This window comes from Vibrio sp. 1641 (genome assembly GCF_033339995.1).
GTDB lineage: Bacteria > Pseudomonadota > Gammaproteobacteria > Enterobacterales > Vibrionaceae > Vibrio > Vibrio alginolyticus.
In genome coordinates this window covers 60,546-79,125 of the sequence record NZ_JAWOVP010000015.1, presented here as the reverse complement: position 1 = coordinate 79,125, position 18,580 = coordinate 60,546, and the positions used below count along the sequence as shown (strand labels likewise).

Sequence of the window (18,580 nt, the reverse complement as noted above, 5' to 3'; positions counted from 1 at the left end):
TTAGGTTAAAGCACTTTAATCGAACTCAAACTGATAGAGTAGGTCAACGGCGCTATCTACACCAGATACTGCTTCTAAATACAAGTCTTGCATCAATCGGTAACGCACAGTGAACTCACCTAGGGAATTAAAGATGCCGACACCATATTTCACCTGCAAACCTGGCAGAATATAACCACTCACCGTCACTTGCGAATCATCGCCCGACCCAGCAGTGTCCAGCTGTAAATCCTGTACGCCAAAGGCTTCACCGATTTCACCAACCACACGACCACTCTTCGCCAAGCTTAAACCAATTAAGGTAGTCGTCATTGCATTACCACCGGCTTCACCATCAATATCTTGACCACGAAGTAGATAAGAAAGTGCATTGGCTTGGTTCATCGCGGGCTCTGAGAAAATTTCTATACTCGGATCAGATGCTGGGCCTGACACTTGTACCCCCGCAATGACATCATCTTGGGTATTGTCTGGATTACGAATCGCTTTGATAGACAAGTAAGGTTGATCTGGTGGACCATTCATCAGAATCTTACCTTCTTTAATCAATAAGTCCTGACCAAACGAACGATAAGAACCGTCGACAACATTCACTTCACCAACGATGAAAGGACCTTTGTCTTTTTGTGTCACGTTTAGGTTCCCTTTCAACCCACCTTTTAAACCAAAAGCGGCAAGTTGGAAGTCATCACCAATTTTAATGTTGATGTTCGTTTCCACATCAAACGGCATCGCAGCCACATCGTCCACTGGCTGCAAGTTTTTATCGAGAATAACGGTATCACTCGATACACCTACCGCACTTGGTGGAAGCTCTTCGACGACAATTCTGCCCCATGGCAAATTAATATCACCCTCAATTTTCGCAAGCTGAGGGGTCACATCTATTGTCATGTCAGGCTCCACTTTGATTTTTACCATTGGAGGCAAATCAACATTGAGCTCTTTAGCAAATACACGCGCTTTAGTGCGCCAGTTCTGTAAGTCCTGCCAGTCGGCATCACCGGTAACGTTCAACTCACCATCCGGGGTTAAAATTCCGGCATCCAAGTCCGCTTGATGGCCTTTAAAGTTGATGACGACCTGCCCTGAGTTTATATCTATCGGTGTGACTTCACCCTGTAGCTTCATCTGGTCAATCAAGAACTGACCGTTCACCTTCGGATGCATGACGTCACCTGATATCGCTAGGTCAGTATTCATGTTTGCTTTAAACAAGCTGTACTCACCAATCAACGGTGCCAAGAAATCCAAGTGGAACGTAGAGAGTGAAACCTTACCATCAATAGTGGGCTTTTCAGTCGAGACATTCAGTAAAGAAACCTTACCAGACAAGTCGCCGTTATCTTTCACATCAAATAGCCACTCGGCATCAAGCTTGTCTTTCGCTAATGCTGCTTTAAAGTTGAAGCTTTCCCAACCGACTTTAATTGGCTGTTCAAACGCTTGTTCAACTTGGCCTTTTGGCATATTGACACTTAAGGTTACTTCAGGCTTTTTCTCTGGTGCCCATTTAGCAAAAGCCTGTGCATTAACCGAGCCTTGCAGCTTGGTTTCTGGCGGCAGGAATTGTTTGATTTGGTCAAAATCAAAATCATTGATGGCTAACTTCGCCTGGCCACTCTTACCGACACTAATGTCTTCGGTTAGACATACGCTCGACTCCGCTTGCAACCAACAATGCGCTTGAACGTTCGCGATCTGTTTGTCGATATTGACCTTCACCGCGGTCGATTTTTGCAACGCCCACGGGCCTTGTTGCGAGCTCAGCGTCAAGCGGCGCAGCGCCCCATCCCAAATCATTTCTGGTTTCTGCTGGAATGTCCCTTCAATTTCTAAACTGGTCGACACCAGGTCAGACACTACATCGAGCGTCAGTTGATGCAGTTTTTCATCCCCAGAGACTTCAAGGTCAGCACTATCAACTTTTATGTCGTCATAGGTAATGTTGTTCGCAATAAGGCTTATGTTCGCTTTTGGTGCTGGCAGAGGCTTCACATCACCCTTTAAGGTGATCGTTTCTACGTTCGCCTGTTGCTGCCAGTTTATCTGATTTAAAGCGAGATCAAGATTGATGTCTGGTTCTTTCAAGCTACCACGTAGTGCGACTTTACCTTGCATTTTACCTGCAAGATCCGGAACACTTTTCGCAAAATCAGGGAAGTTAACCTCAACATCCATCAGAATTTGCTTATCGATCTTACCCTTTGCACTGAGTTGGTTTGGACCATGAGAAAGCGCTAAACCCTGAGTGGTAAGTTGGATGTCTTCGCCTTTGCCGTTTTTATCAGACGCTTCAAGTTGCCCTTCAACATTCAGCGGATACCCTCGCAAAATGCCGTCAATGTCTAACTTAGGCAAACTGACTTGCCAACCGCCTTGTTCTGTTAACGACCCCGAAGTCGAAAGGTTACCGCTGATATCCCCTTCAGCTTCTTTCCATTGTAAACCTGGTTGAATGTTTTTCAGGTTCAAGTCAGCTTGCCAGTTGATTGGCGCGGCCCAATTGGCCATGACTTTCCCAGAGAGTTCGCCCCCTAAGGTTTTCACTACAAGGCTTTCGAGGTCAATTTGCTCTAGCGTACCTTTGCCGTTTAGTGCGACATCAACGGCGGGAATATCTTTGCCCGAAGCTTTGGTTTCTAATGCGACTTCGTAGCCATCAAGTGAGCCTTTTGCCGCCAAGCTTGGTACAGAAACCTGGTAATCGCTTTGTCCAAATAGCGGCCATTGCGCCTGTACATTTTTAATCGCGACATCAAACGGTAACTGCGTTTTAAGCGGTTGAATATCACCTTTGATCTCCGCTTGTACAAGCTCAGAAAGCGTAGCATTTAGTGACAAATCACCAACCGAACCCGAGACCGAAAGCGACAGTTTTTGTCCCTTCGCATCCGCTTGCTTCACTAACGCGTCCAATTGCGCTTTGATAGGGTAATCAGAAGAAAGCGTCACTTGTGTGCTCAACTTGCCTTCCACTTCTGGCATGTCGAGCTCTAACGTTTTGACATCAACACGTTCACCGCCTGCTCTTGCAACCAAACCAAGATGATTGACGATCACTGGCGTTTCACCCGCCAGTTTGAAATTGTGAATATCAAGACGACGCGCTTCAACCGTCAGTGGAATCCATACTTCGGGTAACACAATATCTTGCGGCGTAACGTCAGTTTCTTTCGGCTCCTCGGCAGCCGCTTCAGGTTCAGCCTCACTTGGTGCTAAAGCCACATTAATGTCTTTCAACGCGGTAGGTGCGATCACCAAACGATCACCCTGCATCGACAAAGCGGTCGAGAATGTTTGCCAATCAATTTGATTGCCCAGCACATTGACATTGATGTCATTAAAGCTGACTTTATTAACAAAAATTGGCACTGGCGTACTGATAGAACGCAGTGGTGGTGTTTTCTCTTGCTCCTCGCTTGCTGGCGGTAGCTCTGGCATCTTAAAGTCAAGCCCCTGCAGTCTTAACTCATCGACACAGACCTTAGGGTCAAAGAAACAGCGGAAGTTCACTGCCAATGCTAAACGCTCGACTTTGGCGTCGATATTCAAAGACTCATCGACAAAACTGACGTTATGCAGTTCGAAGCGAGGAAACAATGAACCCTGCACTTTTTCAATCTGCAATTGTGGTAGTGCTTTTTCGGCTCCCCACAAGGCAAATTTGAGGCCTGGGTGGGTAAATAAAACTGTCGCGACAATAATGATGAGCAACAGCAATAGACCAATCAAACTGAGCGACAGCCATTTGGTCCACTTAAACATCATTTTGATCATAGCTCAGGCCCCAATGAGAAGTGGATACGAAACTCTCGTTCTGGTTTTGCATCCAACCCCCATGCAAAATCAAAACTAACAGGGCCCACCGGAGACGCCCAGCGGATACCAACACCTGCGCCTGATTTCCAATCTGGTGTTTCATTAAACGCATCACCAATATCGTAAAACGTTGCAGCCCACCAGTTTCCATAAACACGATATTGGTATTCTAATGTACTGCTAACAATGTATTTACCACCCGTCAAAGCACCACTCTCATCCACAGGTGAAATAGATTCATAGCCGTAACCACGAATATTATTGTCACCACCAGCGAAGAAACGCAGCGACGGTGATAGTTTTTCAAGTTCATCGGTAATATTCGCACCACCTTCTAAGCGGAACAAACCACGATGATTCTCTCCAATACCACGAATCCAAGAAGTCGAGCCAATTAAGCGGAGCACTCTAGTTTCAGAAAGCATAGCGGTATCACCATACTCAATAGTGATGCTTTGCTTGTCTCCCCACATTGGCATATTGCCCCCTCGAACCCTAGTCCGAGAAAATGTCGCACCTGGAAGTACGAAGTTGAATTCATCATCTTGTAAACCTTGCGTAAAGCTCTCGTACAAATGACGAACATAAACGGTATTATGCCAACCACCGTCTGCTAACCAATGACGTTCCACTGCAAGGTTAGACTCGATACTCTGTGTGTCACGGTTGTCTAGGTTTTTAAGCCCATATTGAACTTGATAATAATCGTTAGCGACATCTTCTAAAGGAATTTTGTAAGAAGCAGTCACGGTTTGCTCTGGCTTAGATAGGGATAAAGCGGTGTTGAAACTGTGTCCTCGGGAGCTCACCCAAGGTTTCTTCCACTTCAACGTTCCTCGAACGCCGACATCCGTTGAGTAACCAATACCCGTCTCGATCTGATTCTTAGAAGCAGGAGATAAAGACACTTTAATTGGCAAGTCTCGGCCATCATCAAGCCTATCCAATTCAGGCTCAACAAAAACTGAGGAAAACCACTCCGTATTTGATAGCTTCTGGTTAAACTCGCCCAGCTTCGAAACGTTGTATGGGTCCCCTTCTTTAAAAGGCTGTAGTGATGCGACACGGTCTTCCCAGATGTGGTTGCCAATAAAAGAAACGTCGCCAAAATTGAAACGTATTCCACTGCTGTAGTGCAAACGGACATTAGCTTCGTTCAGATCAGGGATAACCTCTAATCGACTTAGCGTAAACTCACCATTGAAGTAACCACGCTGAAGCGCCAAGTTACGAATACCAGACTTAAGGCTGTCGTATTGGCCTTGATTCAAAACTTGGCCAACTTTGAGCGGAGAGCGCTCAATAAGTTTTGCAAACTCTTCATCGTCCTTGGCCTCTCCAGTGATGACCACATCCATGACTTTCACTTTCACTGGCAAGCCCGGCTTGATGAGCACAATTAACTCATCATTCGCTTCAGGAATAGAGTATGAAATTTTTGCATGATAATACCCAAGCGCGTTAAGCGCTTCAGTGATACTTTGATCTAATCTCGCTTGAAAACGCAGAGAAGTGGAGTAATCCTTCTCTGGAATAGATGACAGATACGCACTGACATTCTCTTCTAAAGCGCCATCAATGCCTTTCAAAGTCAAAGAAACATCGGCATAGGCACCATGAGAAAAGGCAAATAGGCCAACAATGGTGGGGAGAGCTTTTTTTATCATGCTTTTATGGCTGAATGAGGTTAAGTAAACGTAAATAATGATAACGCCAATTAGATTCTAAGTCTGTAATATTAATAGGTTTAACGCGGTCTATGTCATCACAGCATCAGATACAGACGAAATGAAAAAGTTCGCAAATTTAAGACACGTATTGAAGGACAAATACCATGCTCAACAAACAAACATTGATCAGTATAGAAGATGCCTTGCCAGGTAGAGATCTACCAATGCAGATTGACGATCATCATTTTGTAAATAAATCTAACCTAAAGGCGCCTCTGACGTCACACCAACAGCAGATTTTGCTCGGAATGGGCTGTTTTTGGGGCGCAGAGCGCGTATTTTGGCAACTCGACGGCGTTGTATCTACTTCGGTCGGTTACGCTGGGGGGTACACACCCAATCCCACCTATGAAGAGGTCTGTACAGGTAAAACGGGTCATACAGAAGTCGTTCGAGTCGTTTTCGATGAACGCGTCATCTCATTAGAAAAGCTACTGGCTGTTTTTTGGGAAAAACACGACCCAACTCAGGGAATGCGTCAAGGTAACGACTTAGGTACTCAATATCGTTCTGCAATTTACACTTATTCGACGGAGCAGCTCGAGAGCGCAGAGAAATCGAAACTCTTGTATCAGCAAGCACTGCAAGAAGAGCAGCGCGCGAACATCACCACCGAAATACAACCAGCAGGTCCGTATTACTTTGCGGAAACCTACCACCAGCAATATTTGGCGAAAAACCCTGATGGTTACTGTGGCATCGGAGGAACGGGAGTTTGCTTCCCACCAAGCCTCCAAGGATAAACCTAACCAGCAACAAAAAGAGCGACCGATATGGTCGCTCTTTTCTAAATCTAAGTGGGTACCAAGCTAACTAAGCCGATAATGATGCTATCACTTGGTTGACTTCTTTAAAGATGGTGAGCCTTTTATGATCGTTGACGTCAGGTAGTAACACTTTGCCATTGTCGAACTGAAAACAGCCAACCCCAACAATAAAAAATTGACCTTTGAACAACGTTTTAACAAAACGGGCCACTTGTAATGGTCGATATACAGCAAACTCACGTAGCATAACTCACCTCAATTCCTTTGAGAAAACACGGATTGCTTATTTTTCCTCTGCAATCTTAATGCGCAATTTGCGACGGAAATCATTTTAGCAAATTCTAAATATAACGCAAGATTACACCACTCCATACGTTAAATAAATGTTATCAATGGTCCTACAAATTTCTAAGATCTGGATATATACTGGAAGCTTCCAAACCTCGTACGGAATATAACAATATGAAAACTAAGACTCTCCTACCTCTACTACTGGCCTTAACGCCAAGCTTGACCTTTGCACACAACTTGTCAGTAGGAAAAAGCGTTCCTCCTGTCAATGTTGCCGCTTACGGCGAGATTGTTTTACAAGGCGAAGGCGTTGCATACCAACCCTGGGCAACTCAACATATGCAAGGCAAAGTTCGTGTTATTCAAGCCATCGCAGGCCGTAGCAGTTCAAAAGAGATGAATGCCCCTTTAATGTCGGCAATAACAGCGGCAAATTTTCCACAAGAAAGCTACCAGACGACGACTATCATCAACCAAGATGATGCAATTTGGGGGACAGGCTCTTTCGTGAAGTCTTCAGCTCAAGACAGCAAAAAAGAGTTTCCTTGGTCATCCATGGTTCTTGATGAAAATGGCGTAGTTGCTAATACTTGGGACCTGAAAGAAGAAAGCTCGGCCATTATTGTTCAAGACAAAACGGGCAAAGTTCTGTTTGTCAAAGAGGGCGCACTTGAGCAAGATGAGATAACAAAAGTCATTGAGCTTATTAAACAGAACATCTAGCTTCATTGAATGGCTCCTTGTTCTTGTTGTAAGGAGCTATATGAATTTGATTAGAAGCATGGGCAGTGACAACTCTGCTCTTTATAAGTGCGACACTTCCACAGAGAGTATTACCAATATTTTTCGGCACGTATGTGTGGAGTTAAATTTTTCTGCTAGCCAACAAAAGAGTGAACTTTTATTCATTATGGGTGTTATATTATAACAGTCGGTAAGAGGAGCTCAGATGTACCACCACCAGCAAAAAACACTAAGATATTGGTATCGCACTGCTTTATTTTTCAGTGTTGCGTTGCTGATCGCTTGGAACTTTGCGGTTGTACTCCATCAAGTCGATCTGACGCCCGACCATCATACCCATCATCATTGCCAATTATTTTCTGGTGTTCAGCACGGTATAGCAAAGGTACAACCTACCCTCTCTACACCGACTTTTACGCGCGCCCAGCATCATCATGTTTTTTTGCATCTCGTGTACGGCGAAGAAGTTCTTGGCGCTGCTCGTGCCCCTCCTTATTTTGCTTAATTTCCAAACTATTCCACACTCAAAATTATTGAGTTCATTTCCGCACCTAGTGTGTCAGGAACAATAACTTAGTGAAACTCGAATCTGAGCAATACCGCCTTTGGTTAATGCCAGTAAAATTAGGAAAAATACAATGTCATCAAAACACGTTTTAGCCCTTGCTATTGGCCTCACTTTATCGACAGCAGCGAATGCAAACGAATACCGCCAGCATGGTGCTCATGTGCATGGTCACGTCGAGTTTAATATCGCCCAAGATGGCAAAGATCTGTTAGTAGAGATCACAGCTCCTGGAGCTGATGTTGTGGGTTTCGAACATGCTCCAGAAAACGCACAACAAGAGCAAGCGCTTAAACAAGCCGTCGCTACACTCGAAGACAGCAACGCATTGTTCGCTATTAACTCACAAGCTGATTGTAATGTTGAAGAAGCTTACGTGAGCCACAACCTAAGCGAAACTCATGAGGAACATGATCATAGTGAGCACGACCATGATGACCATGCACATGACGATCATGAAGGACACGAACACCATGATCATAATGAACATCATGATAAACATGACCACCATGACGATCATGATGAGGCGCACAATCATGGCGGTCACGGTGAATTTTCGGTGCAATATCGCTTCAATTGCGAACAAGTTAATCAGCTTAGCCAAATCCAAACCGATTGGTTTAACCAATTCCCAACTACAGAGTCCATCAGCGTCAATATATTCACAGATACCATGCAATCAGCAATTAAATTAAGCAAAGATAACACCCAAATCGTAATCAAATAACACGAGTGGCGTGTGAGTACCCACTTACACGCCACAGCTTTGGTGATTTAATATGACTGAAACCACACCAAATGTTGTCGAGCTAGAGGATGCCCAATTTTTCTGGCCCGGTTCAACCAACCCAACCATCCACATCCCCAAATTACACATTACACTAGGCGAGCATGTGTTTATCAAAGGTCCAAGTGGCTGCGGTAAATCGACCTTGCTCGCTTTGTTGACGGGGATTAACACATTAACTTCAGGCTCTCTATCTGTACTCGATACTGACCTTGCTAGTTTAAGTGCCAGTCAGAGAGACCGCTTTCGCGCCAATCATATTGGCTACATCTTTCAACAGTTCAATTTATTGCCGTACCTCAACGTACTTGAAAACGTATTATTGCCATGTCAGTTCAGTAAAATACGACGTGACCGTGCCCATTTAGGTGTCTCATCTCAAACGTTAAATGAACAGGCTCAGGCCCTACTAGAACGACTGCACTTGCCAAACGAGCTTCATACACGCCCTGTCTCTGAATTGAGTATTGGTCAACAACAACGTGTGGCTGCGGCTCGAGCTCTGATAGGACATCCAGAGTTAGTGATCGCTGACGAACCAACCTCAGCTTTAGACTATGACAATCGTAAAGCATTTATTGAGCTCCTTATGGAGCAAGCGAATCAAGCCAATGCCACACTGGTATTCGTTAGCCACGACCCAACACTCGAACCCTTATTCGATCGCACGCTCAATCTACCCGACATTAATCAAGTATCTAGCCTAGGAGCCATATCATGAGTGCTGTTGTAAAGCTCGCCTGGAAAAGCTTGATGAACCGCAAAGCGACGGCAATTCTAACCATCATGACCGTTGCGATTTCAGTGGTACTCCTATTGGGCGTCGAGCGTATCCGAACTCAAGCCAAGGATAGCTTCGCCAATACAATTTCAGGCACTGACCTCATTATTGGTGGACGCTCTGGGCAAGTGAACCTATTGCTCTATTCTGTGTTTCGTATTGGTAATGCGACCAACAACATCGATTGGAAAAGCTACCAAGAGTTTGCCAATCATCGTTCAGTCGATTGGGCTATTCCAATCTCGCTTGGCGACTCGCATAAAGGCTTCCGAGTTATGGGAACCAATCACAGTTACTTTGAGCATTACAAGTTTGGAAGTAAGCAACCACTAACATTCAGCAAGGGTAGAGAATTCAATGGTTTATTTGAAACCGTGCTAGGTTCTGATGTCGCTAAACAACTTGGTTATGATATCGGTAGCGAAATCATCATTGCCCACGGCATTAGCGACGTTGGCTTTAGCCGTCATGACAATCTGCCATTTAAAGTTGTCGGTATCCTTGCACCTACAGGAACACCAGTCGACAAAACCGTCCATGTATCACTAGAAGCAATCGAAGCCATTCACGTCGGATGGGAAAGTGGTGCGCGTTTGGGCCCGACACCCAAGGCACAAGATCTCAAAAACAGAGACTTTCAGCCCAAACAAATTACCGCTATGCTCGTTGGTTTGAAATCTCGTATTCAAACTTTCGCCCTGCAAAGACAAATTAACACCTACCCCAAAGAGCCGCTTAGCGCCATTATGCCCGGCGTTGCGTTGCATGAGTTATGGGGAATGATGTCTGTTGCAGAGCAAGCCCTAATGGCAGTATCTGGTTTTGTCGTGATTGCAGGGTTGTTAGGTATGTTAAGCAGTCTATTAACTAGCCTACAGGAACGCCGCCGTGAAATGGCGATTTTGCGTGCCATGGGAGCAAGGCCTCGTCATGTTTTCTCACTCTTAATTAGTGAAGCCAGCTTGCTTACTGCTGCTGGTATTATTACTGGCGTTACTGGGCTGTATGCCATTCTTGCTATCGCGCAGCCGATCATCCAACAGCACTATGGAATACATCTCACCTTAAGCATCTTATCTACTTATGAGTGGATGCTATTAGGTTTCGTACAATGCGCTGGTATTGTGATTGGTTTCATTCCCGCACTCCGCGCCTACCGACAGTCACTGAGTGACGGAATGACAATAAGGATTTAATAAAATGTGGAAAAAAATACTCGCAAGTTGCTTGCTGGTCGTCGCATTCACAGCGCCTGTTATGGCCAGCGAAGAACCATTAAAGCTTGACTGGATTGACCTTGTTCCAGAAAAAGAGCGTAAATTGTTCGACAGTATAGGCATGCCCGCATCTGATCACAGTGGTGGCGCAGCCCAGCAGTCCAAGATTGGTAACGTTCGACCAGAACTGAACGGAAGCCAAGTTAAAATTCCGGGGTTTGTTATCCCACTTGAAGGTGATGCCGATACCGTCACCGAATTTTTATTGGTGCCATATTTTGGAGCTTGTATTCACGTGCCACCACCGCCTCCAAACCAGATCATTTACGTGAAGTTTCCGAAAGGCGCGCCTGTTCAAGAGTTGTGGGATGTTATATATGTGGTTGGAACGTTGAAAACCGAGACGATAAACCACGAACTGGCAGAAACGGCTTACGTTATTGAGGGATCAGAAATAGAAGCCTACGACGATATGTAATTTAAGTCGTCGATAAGCCTCGCTACACCTAAGGCGTCACACTGGCGCCTTTTTTAGCTTTGTGCTACACGATATAACGAGATAAATACGCTAACACGCCCACATAAATAACCAAAAGAAACGCTATCGACAGGTGCTTTTTGAGTTTACCTGCTTCTGAGAACTTCATAGCCCCTCCAAAATAACGATAACAATTTTAACAACTCATTATCATTTTGAATAGCCCTATTCGTTCAAAAACTGAGAACTCCTGTCTGGTCGCTTGGTCAGATAAGGTGTAAATTTAAACGTGCGAACCGCGCAGTTCTTGGTAGGAAAACGAATGGCAGACCCGACAAAGCAACCTGTTGTCATCGAACATCAGTCAGACACAAAAAAAAATACGCAACAAGAAAAGAAACAAGGCTACATAAAAGACAGTGCTAGTAAGGTAAAAACCATAGCCCAAATACACGGTCTTGACGCCTTACTGCAAACCGAACCGCCAGCCAAATCTGCGTTTGAAAGAGCCCAATTGCGAGAGCAACGACGCCAAGAACAGCGACAAAAAAACTTAGAACAGATTTTAAAATTAGCGCACAGTTCATGCCGAGATGAGACAGCGGGAGAGCCAGACCAAGATTGGTTGCATCGATTTTTTGAGATGGCTCAAGACATCCATAACAGCGCGATGCAAAAGCTATGGGCTCAAGTGATGAAGCGTGAAGTGACCAATCCGGGTTCAACGTCCATGAAAGCGTTGAAAACCCTCAAGGATATGTCACCAAAGGAAGCACAAACTCTGCAAAGAGCCGCCTCTTTAGCGTGCAGTTTTGGAGGGGATCACAGCAGAAAACTGCTGATTGGTTACAAAGCGCAAGGAGGCATATTTAGCTTCGGCAAGCGAGACGTCGCTAACAGCCTAAATATGGGAAGTTTTCAACTGCCGTATTCAAGCTTGTTGCTCTTAATTGAACTAGGGCTGCTGCACAGTGCCGAACTTGAATCTGGCGAAATTAGTATCGAGACACCGTTGGTCCTTACCTACCAAGGTAAAAACTTGTCACTGAACGTAAACAGTAAAGGTGTCCGCCTTTTATATTACCGCTTCACACCGACAGGTAATGAGCTCTGTACCTTACTCGGAAACAAACCACATGCCGAATACTACGATCAGATGCTTGCACTGTTAAATCATAGGTTTAGTGTCCATAGTGAAGCTAAAAGTACGGTTCATCATACCGTCTAGCCAGCTTGAGAAGCATTTGATCACCTATGATCCAAATACTTCTCCAGCTGCTCAAAGAGCTTTAGGTCACCTATGATCTAAATGCTTTTTTATCGGATCACACCGCGTTGTTTAAGATCGATTAAGCACAAATCCACCAGCTCATCGACACTCTTTTCTCCCGCGGGCAAATCGATTTCAGGGTTCTCTGGAGCTTGATATTCCGAATCAATACCAGTGAAATTAGGAATCTCTCCCGCACGGGCTTTACGGTATAAACCCTTAGGATCTCGACCTTCGCAAACCTCTAGAGATGCATTGACATACACTTCGATAAACTCGCCTTCTGGCAATAAATCGCGCACTAACTTCCGCTCTGCACGATGCGGTGAAATAAACGCCGACAGAACAATTAAACCCGCATCTGCCATCAACTTCGCCAGTTCACCAATACGACGAATGTTCTCGCGACGGTCCTGTTCAGAAAAACCTAAATCGCTACACAAACCATGTCGTACATTGTCACCATCCAATAAATAGGTGTGGTAACCCAATGCTGCAAGGCGATTTTCCAACGCCCCTGCTACGGTTGATTTACCCGCTCCAGATAAACCAGTGAACCACAATACGGCAGGTTTTTGCTTCTTTAATTCAGCACGAAACTGTTTATCAACCGAATGCTGGTGCCAAACAATGTTTTCATCTTTTACCGTCGTTTCGGCAGTCATAACGTATCCTTGTAAATATCGGAATTAAAACGGGAAAAAGACCGGGATCAAAGTAAGTACTAATACAGAGTACACAATCGAAATTGGCACTCCAATTCTCACGTAGTCGGTCAATTTGTAATTTCCTACGCTGTACACCAGCAGGTTAGTTTGGTAACCGTAGGGAGAGATAAAGCTCGCACTCGCGCCGAACAAAACCGCCATGATGAATGGCATCGGATCCACGCCATAACCCACCGCCATGCTATAGCCGATAGGAAAAGAAAGCGCAGCCGCGGCATTGTTTGTCACCAATTCAGTGAGTACCAATGTCATGATATAAGTCGCCACCAAGGCACCAAATACTCCCCAGCCATTAAACGCTTCAATAAACATCACTCCCATTCTTTCTGACAATCCAGAAGAGATCATCAGTTGAGCAATAGACAAAGCGGAACCGACAATCACGACGATATCGATCGGAAAACGGCGGCGCAGTTCTGAAATCTGCACAATACCAAACGCAATAAGCGCGATAAGGTACGCAGCTAGACCTTTAATAATCGGTACTAACTCTAATAGAGCGCATCCAATTACGGCTGCAAAGCCCAGTAATACAATGGAAGACTTATTCGTATCAAGCCGAGCGCTAGAGTCCAAGTCATGCACTAAAACAAACTCTTTACGATGAGCTCGGCGTTCAGACTCAAAACGCTTTCCTGGAACCAGAACTAACGTGTCTCCTGGCGCTAAGGTAATGCTACCCAAGCCACCTTCTAGGCGTTCGTGGCCTCGGCGAATCGCCACAACAACGGCATCGAATCGGTCGCGGAATCGGCTCTCTTTGAGGGTTTTGTAGCAAAACGTCGCCGACGAGCTCACCACAACTTCGATAAAGTTTTGCCCATTTAAGTGCTGCTGACCAAACAACTTGAGGCCCGGAATTTCTTGCAGGGTCGCGACGCTCTCAACATCGCCACAAAATAACAGGCGGTCTTTTGCATTGAGCACAAAATCCGGTCCCACAGAAGAAACAGTAACACCATCGCGCACCACTTCTGCAAGAAACAGTTTGCGCAGCGCACGTAAATTATTCTCGCTGATCGTACGCCCAACTAGCGGTGATCCAGGCTCAACGCGAGACTCAAGAAAGTAAGGTAAATCTTCTTGGTTTTGATCATCATAATTCGGTAGCAAGTAGCTCAGTGGGATAAGAATCAGCATCCCTCCCACCAGCACAGCCAAACCTATCATCGTAGGTGTAAAAAAGCTCAGGCTCGGTAAGCCTGCGTCTTCGACAAAGCTGTTGATGATTAAGTTAGTCGACGTACCAATCAAAGTTAACGTGCCACCAAAAATGGCGGCGTAAGACAAGGGAATAAGTAATTTCGAAGGTGCATGCTGCTGATTACGCTTAATCGCCCCAATCAATGAGACAACCACAGCGGTATTATTCGTAAATGAAGAAAGCAAGGCGGTCGACACACCGAGCTTAGCAATCACGCTGCCTAACTGACCCTCAGAGATACTTCGGCTCACCCAACTGATCAGCAGTGTTTTTTCTAGAGCACAGGATGCAAGAATCAATAGAACCAGGGTTAACAATGAAGAGTTGGTAAAATTGGATGCGATAGTGGCTGAATCCATCATCCCAGCCATGAATGCAATAAAAGCGGCACCCGCAAAGACGTAACTAGGCTTAATTTTCGTGACAAGCAAGCAAGTGATAATGCCAAGCAAAATCGCTAACACAAACCCTTGTTCCCACATAGCCTTTCCTTACCAAATAGCCCCAAAGGGCACAACAACGACTCATTTATCCATGAAACACCGACAAACGAGTAAACAGACAAAAATCAGCGCAAGCGAAAAGAACATCAGAATGCTCGGTTTTCTTGGGCTCCACCGAAGCATTCTGGTATTAGGAGAATACCTAACGACATTTCGCAATTCAGTTAGGTAGCGACGCCCCAAGTACAACAGCAGACAGAGCCTGAAATTATCGTACTTGGGTAAGCCAGTTACTTTTTCAGAAACTGGCTGACGTCTTTTGCTTCCCAGTGTGGGAAGTGTTTACGGACAAGCGCATTAAGCTCAACTTCAAACGCAGAGATGTCCGTCAAATCGCGCTCAACCACGGCGAGGCTCTCTTTAACCATGCCAGCACCAACCGTCACGTTTGTCAGACGATCGATAATGATAAAGCCACCGGTATCTGCACAGTCTTGATAATTGTCCAGCGCGACTGACTCATTAAGAGACCATTCACACAAACCAATACCATTCAATGGCAGCTCTGCCGAGCTATGAGTCGAGAGATTATTAATGTCATATTGATGACGAATCGCTTCAACATGACCTACGGTTTTCTTACCTGCGATTTTGATGTCATAGTCACGACCCGGTTGCAGGGGTTGCTCTGTCATCCACACCACATCGGCAAGCAAATGGTTTGTGGTTTCCACTTGAGCATTATCTAGAACAATCAAATCTCCACGGCTAATATCGATCTCATCGCTTAGCGTCAGAGTGACAGCTAATCCGGCACGAGCTTCTTCGATATCACCATCAAAGGTCACAATACGTGCCACAGTTGACGTTTTACCCGATGGCAATGCTTTAATGGCATCACCGACTTTGATCGAACCAGAAGAAATGGTCCCCGCAAAGCCACGGAAATCGAGGTTAGGACGATTAACGTATTGCACAGGGAAGCGGAACTCACCCGCGCCTTTTTCTTGATCCACATCGACCGTTTCAAGAAGCTCAAGCAATGATGGGCCTTTAAACCAAGTCAGGTTTTGGCCTTTATCCACCACATTGTCCCCTTCAAGCGCTGAGATCGGGATGATTTGAATATCAATATCCCCTGTCAGATTCTCAGAGAACTTCAGATACTCGTCGCGGATCTCTTCAAAGCGCTCTTGGGAGTAATCCACTAAGTCCATCTTGTTGATCGCCACAACAAAGTGCTTCAAACCCAACAGGTTGGAAATGAAAGAGTGACGACGAGTTTGATCGAGAATGCCCTTACGTGCATCAACTAGAATCACAGCTAAGTCACATGTCGATGCACCTGTAGCCATGTTACGTGTGTACTGCTCGTGTCCAGGAGTATCTGCAATGATGAATTTACGTTTCTGCGTCGAGAAATAGCGGTAAGCCACATCAATCGTGATCCCCTGCTCACGCTCAGCTTGTAAGCCATCGACCAACAACGCAAGGTCAGGCTTTTCACCCGTGGTGCCCACACGTTGGCTGTCTGAATGCACTGCCGCTAGCTGATCTTCATAAATTTGTTTTGAGTCATGGAGTAAGCGACCAATTAATGTACTTTTACCGTCATCCACCGAGCCACAAGTCAAGAATCTAAGTAACGACTTGTACTGGTGTTGTGTTAAATAGCCTTCGATACCAAGCTCGGCTAATTGAGCTTCAACTGCACTGTTCATTATCTTTCCTTAGATCCTTTAGAAGTAACCTTGACGTTTCTTAAGCTCCATCGATCCTGACTGATCGTGGTCGATCGCTCGGCCTTGGCGCTCACTCGACGTTGCCACCAGCATCTCTTCAATAATGCCAGTTAAAGTGTTCGCTTCAGACTCGATGGCCCCGGTCAATGGATAACAACCAAGGGTACGGAAGCGCACACTCTTCTCTTCAATCACTTCACCCGGTTGAAGCTCCATACGATCATCATCAACCATGATCAGCATGCCATCGCGTTCAACAACTGGGCGTTTGTCCGCGAGGTAAAGCGGCACGATCTCGATGTTTTCTAAATAGATGTATTGCCAGATATCAAGCTCAGTCCAGTTAGACAGCGGGAATACACGAATGCTCTCACCCTTATTAACCTGACCGTTGTACGTCTTCCATAGCTCAGGACGTTGGTTTTTAGGGTCCCATGTATGGTTCTTATCGCGGAATGAATACACGCGCTCTTTCGCCCGTGATTTCTCTTCGTCGCGGCGCGCGCCACCAAAGGCCGCATCAAAACCGTACTTGTTCAGCGCTTGTTTTAAGCCTTGAGTCTTCATGATGTCAGTGTGCTTAGAAGAACCATGAACAAACGGACTACAGCCCATGGCTAGACCTTCTGGATTCTTATGTACCAAAAGCTCAAAACCGTATTTGGCCGCGGTGCGATCACGAAATTCAATCATCTCGCGGAACTTCCAATCGGTGTCAACATGCAGCAATGGAAATGGAATCTTACCTGGGTAAAAAGCTTTACGCGCAAGGTGCAGCATCACTGATGAGTCTTTACCAATCGAATACATCATGACTGGGTTATCAAACTCAGCCGCAACTTCACGGATGATGTGGATACTCTCCGCTTCGAGTTGTTTAAGGTGAGTTAAACGTTGTTGGTCCATGTTTTGTATTTCCTTTTTAAGCTTGAAGGCGCATTACGTCTCTAATCTTTGGTCTGAAATTATATGGAGTTGGCAATAGCACTTTTGTTGAATTCAGTACTAGACAAAAACCAGTCTAACTTTTGAGACAGTCGCACTACCTCTCCGACAACAATCAAAGATGGCGACTGTGCTTCCTTCGATAAATCAGAGAGTTGGGAGAGTTCTCCCGTAAATACTTTTTGTTGAATCTGCGTGCCACGCTCAATAATGGCAATCGGAGTCGACGCTGAACGACCATGCTTAATGAGTTGATTCTGAATATAGTGTGATTTCATAAGCCCCATGTAGATCACTAAAGTCTGATTCCCACGCGCCAAAGTGGACCAATCCATCTCATCACTTTCTTCTTTCAAGTGGCCAGTCACAAAGATGGCCGATTGCGCATAATCACGATGAGTCAGTGGAATACCAGCATAAGCGGTTGCGCCAGCTGCTGCGGTAATGCCAGGGACAACTTGAAAACGAACGCCGGCATCAGCAAGCACTTCTAACTCTTCACCACCACGACCGAATACAAACGGATCCCCACCTTTAATGCGCACTACTTTGTAGCCCTGCTTGGCAAAATCCACCAAAAGCTGATTCGTCTTCTCCTGCGGCACACTGTGATGCCCAGCTCGCTTCCCAACGCACACCAAAATCGTATCGCTTGGAATCAATGCCATGATTTCTTCAGACACCAAGTAGTCGTACAAAACCACATCAGCTTGCTGCAAGCAGTTCAGTGCTTTCACCGTCAGAAGTTCAGGATCGCCTGGTCCTGCACCTACTAAGGCGACTTCACCAGGCTGTAGCGATTGCTTTGCAAAACGAGTAACACCAGCGACTGGGTTGTCAGAAACTAACCGGGGCTTTGGTTTAGGAAAAGAAGTGACTGAATCGTTCGTTGCCATGTGCTTGCTCATCGTCCATTGATATCGTTATGCAAGCATTATGGCGGGGCGTTTATATTACCTGAAATTCTAAAATTTCATTTTTTATTCAAAAATCTGCTAAGAAGTTTTTGTTTGGTCTCATTCAAAAGCGTGAAAAAGTCGGCGGTTAATATGAATAAGGTTCAGTA

General features: G+C 45.4%; 16 protein-coding genes. 8 read left to right on the top strand and 8 right to left on the bottom strand.

The annotated features are described in order from the left end of the window. Positions 1-15: 15 nt before the first annotated feature. The gene (locus tag R7Z47_RS20785) at positions 16-3,780 is read right to left on the bottom strand and encodes a translocation/assembly module TamB domain-containing protein (RefSeq protein ID WP_262606792.1); all 3,765 of its coding nucleotides are present in this window, start codon (positions 3,778-3,780) and stop codon (positions 16-18) included. Continuing rightward, the gene (locus tag R7Z47_RS20780) at positions 3,777-5,489 is read right to left on the bottom strand and encodes an autotransporter assembly complex protein TamA (protein WP_005383121.1); all 1,713 of its coding nucleotides are present in this window, start codon (positions 5,487-5,489) and stop codon (positions 3,777-3,779) included. Before R7Z47_RS20780 ends, R7Z47_RS20785 begins: the two co-directional genes overlap by 4 nt. 167 nt (positions 5,490-5,656) lie before the next feature. Here R7Z47_RS20780 and msrA point away from each other — a divergent pair, with 167 nt between their 5' ends. Beyond that, positions 5,657-6,295 (top strand): peptide-methionine (S)-S-oxide reductase MsrA, encoded by a 639-nt coding sequence (msrA, locus tag R7Z47_RS20775; RefSeq protein ID WP_262606791.1) that lies wholly within the window; start codon positions 5,657-5,659, stop codon positions 6,293-6,295. 70 nt (positions 6,296-6,365) lie between these two features. Here msrA and R7Z47_RS20770 read toward each other — a convergent pair whose 3' ends face one another. Next, the gene (locus R7Z47_RS20770; RefSeq protein ID WP_005379612.1) at positions 6,366-6,566 is read right to left on the bottom strand and encodes a DUF1107 domain-containing protein; all 201 of its coding nucleotides are present in this window, start codon (positions 6,564-6,566) and stop codon (positions 6,366-6,368) included. Positions 6,567-6,781: 215 nt separating this feature from the next. Between R7Z47_RS20770 and R7Z47_RS20765 the strand changes: the two genes are divergently transcribed. From R7Z47_RS20765 to R7Z47_RS20735, 7 genes are all read left to right on the top strand, one after another. Further along, positions 6,782-7,333, top strand: coding sequence for a YtfJ family protein (locus tag R7Z47_RS20765; RefSeq protein WP_005383122.1), 552 nt, complete (start codon positions 6,782-6,784; stop codon positions 7,331-7,333). A gap of 226 nt (positions 7,334-7,559) precedes the next feature. After that, complete coding sequence (locus tag R7Z47_RS20760) at positions 7,560-7,859, top strand: DUF2607 family protein (RefSeq protein ID WP_005379608.1); 300 nt, start codon at positions 7,560-7,562, stop codon at positions 7,857-7,859. Positions 7,860-7,992: 133 nt separating this feature from the next. Next, entirely contained in the window at positions 7,993-8,646 is a 654-nt protein-coding gene (gene zrgA, locus R7Z47_RS20755) for a zinc uptake protein ZrgA (protein ID WP_318130604.1), read from the top strand. Between the two features lie 52 nt (positions 8,647-8,698). Then, positions 8,699-9,427, top strand: coding sequence for an ABC transporter ATP-binding protein (locus R7Z47_RS20750; RefSeq protein WP_262606788.1), 729 nt, complete (start codon positions 8,699-8,701; stop codon positions 9,425-9,427). Next, positions 9,424-10,683 (top strand): ABC transporter permease, encoded by a 1,260-nt coding sequence (locus R7Z47_RS20745; RefSeq protein ID WP_005379602.1) that lies wholly within the window; start codon positions 9,424-9,426, stop codon positions 10,681-10,683. The genes R7Z47_RS20750 and R7Z47_RS20745 overlap by 4 nt, the downstream gene beginning before the upstream one ends. Before the next feature lie 4 nt (positions 10,684-10,687). After that, on the top strand, positions 10,688-11,182 hold the full coding sequence (locus tag R7Z47_RS20740; RefSeq protein ID WP_005379600.1) for a DUF3299 domain-containing protein: 495 nt from the start codon (positions 10,688-10,690) through the stop codon (positions 11,180-11,182). A 322-nt stretch (positions 11,183-11,504) separates the two neighbouring features. Continuing rightward, complete coding sequence (locus tag R7Z47_RS20735) at positions 11,505-12,410, top strand: TIGR03899 family protein (RefSeq protein WP_005379599.1); 906 nt, start codon at positions 11,505-11,507, stop codon at positions 12,408-12,410. A gap of 89 nt (positions 12,411-12,499) precedes the next feature. Here R7Z47_RS20735 and cysC read toward each other — a convergent pair whose 3' ends face one another. The 5 genes from cysC to cobA all read right to left on the bottom strand — a co-directional run bounded on the left by cysC (position 12,500) and on the right by cobA (position 18,410). Further along, positions 12,500-13,117: an adenylyl-sulfate kinase gene (gene cysC, locus R7Z47_RS20730; RefSeq protein ID WP_005379598.1), complete on the bottom strand. Its 618-nt coding sequence runs from the start codon at positions 13,115-13,117 to the stop codon at positions 12,500-12,502. A gap of 24 nt (positions 13,118-13,141) precedes the next feature. Then, on the bottom strand, positions 13,142-14,866 hold the full coding sequence (locus tag R7Z47_RS20725; RefSeq protein ID WP_005379596.1) for an SLC13 family permease: 1,725 nt from the start codon (positions 14,864-14,866) through the stop codon (positions 13,142-13,144). Positions 14,867-15,117: 251 nt separating this feature from the next. Continuing rightward, the gene (cysN, locus tag R7Z47_RS20720) at positions 15,118-16,548 is read right to left on the bottom strand and encodes a sulfate adenylyltransferase subunit CysN (protein ID WP_017633444.1); all 1,431 of its coding nucleotides are present in this window, start codon (positions 16,546-16,548) and stop codon (positions 15,118-15,120) included. Positions 16,549-16,566: 18 nt separating this feature from the next. After that, entirely contained in the window at positions 16,567-17,475 is a 909-nt protein-coding gene (gene cysD, locus R7Z47_RS20715) for a sulfate adenylyltransferase subunit CysD (protein WP_005379592.1), read from the bottom strand. 59 nt (positions 17,476-17,534) lie between these two features. Continuing rightward, complete coding sequence (cobA, locus tag R7Z47_RS20710) at positions 17,535-18,410, bottom strand: uroporphyrinogen-III C-methyltransferase (RefSeq protein ID WP_031780800.1); 876 nt, start codon at positions 18,408-18,410, stop codon at positions 17,535-17,537. Positions 18,411-18,580 lie beyond the last annotated feature (170 nt).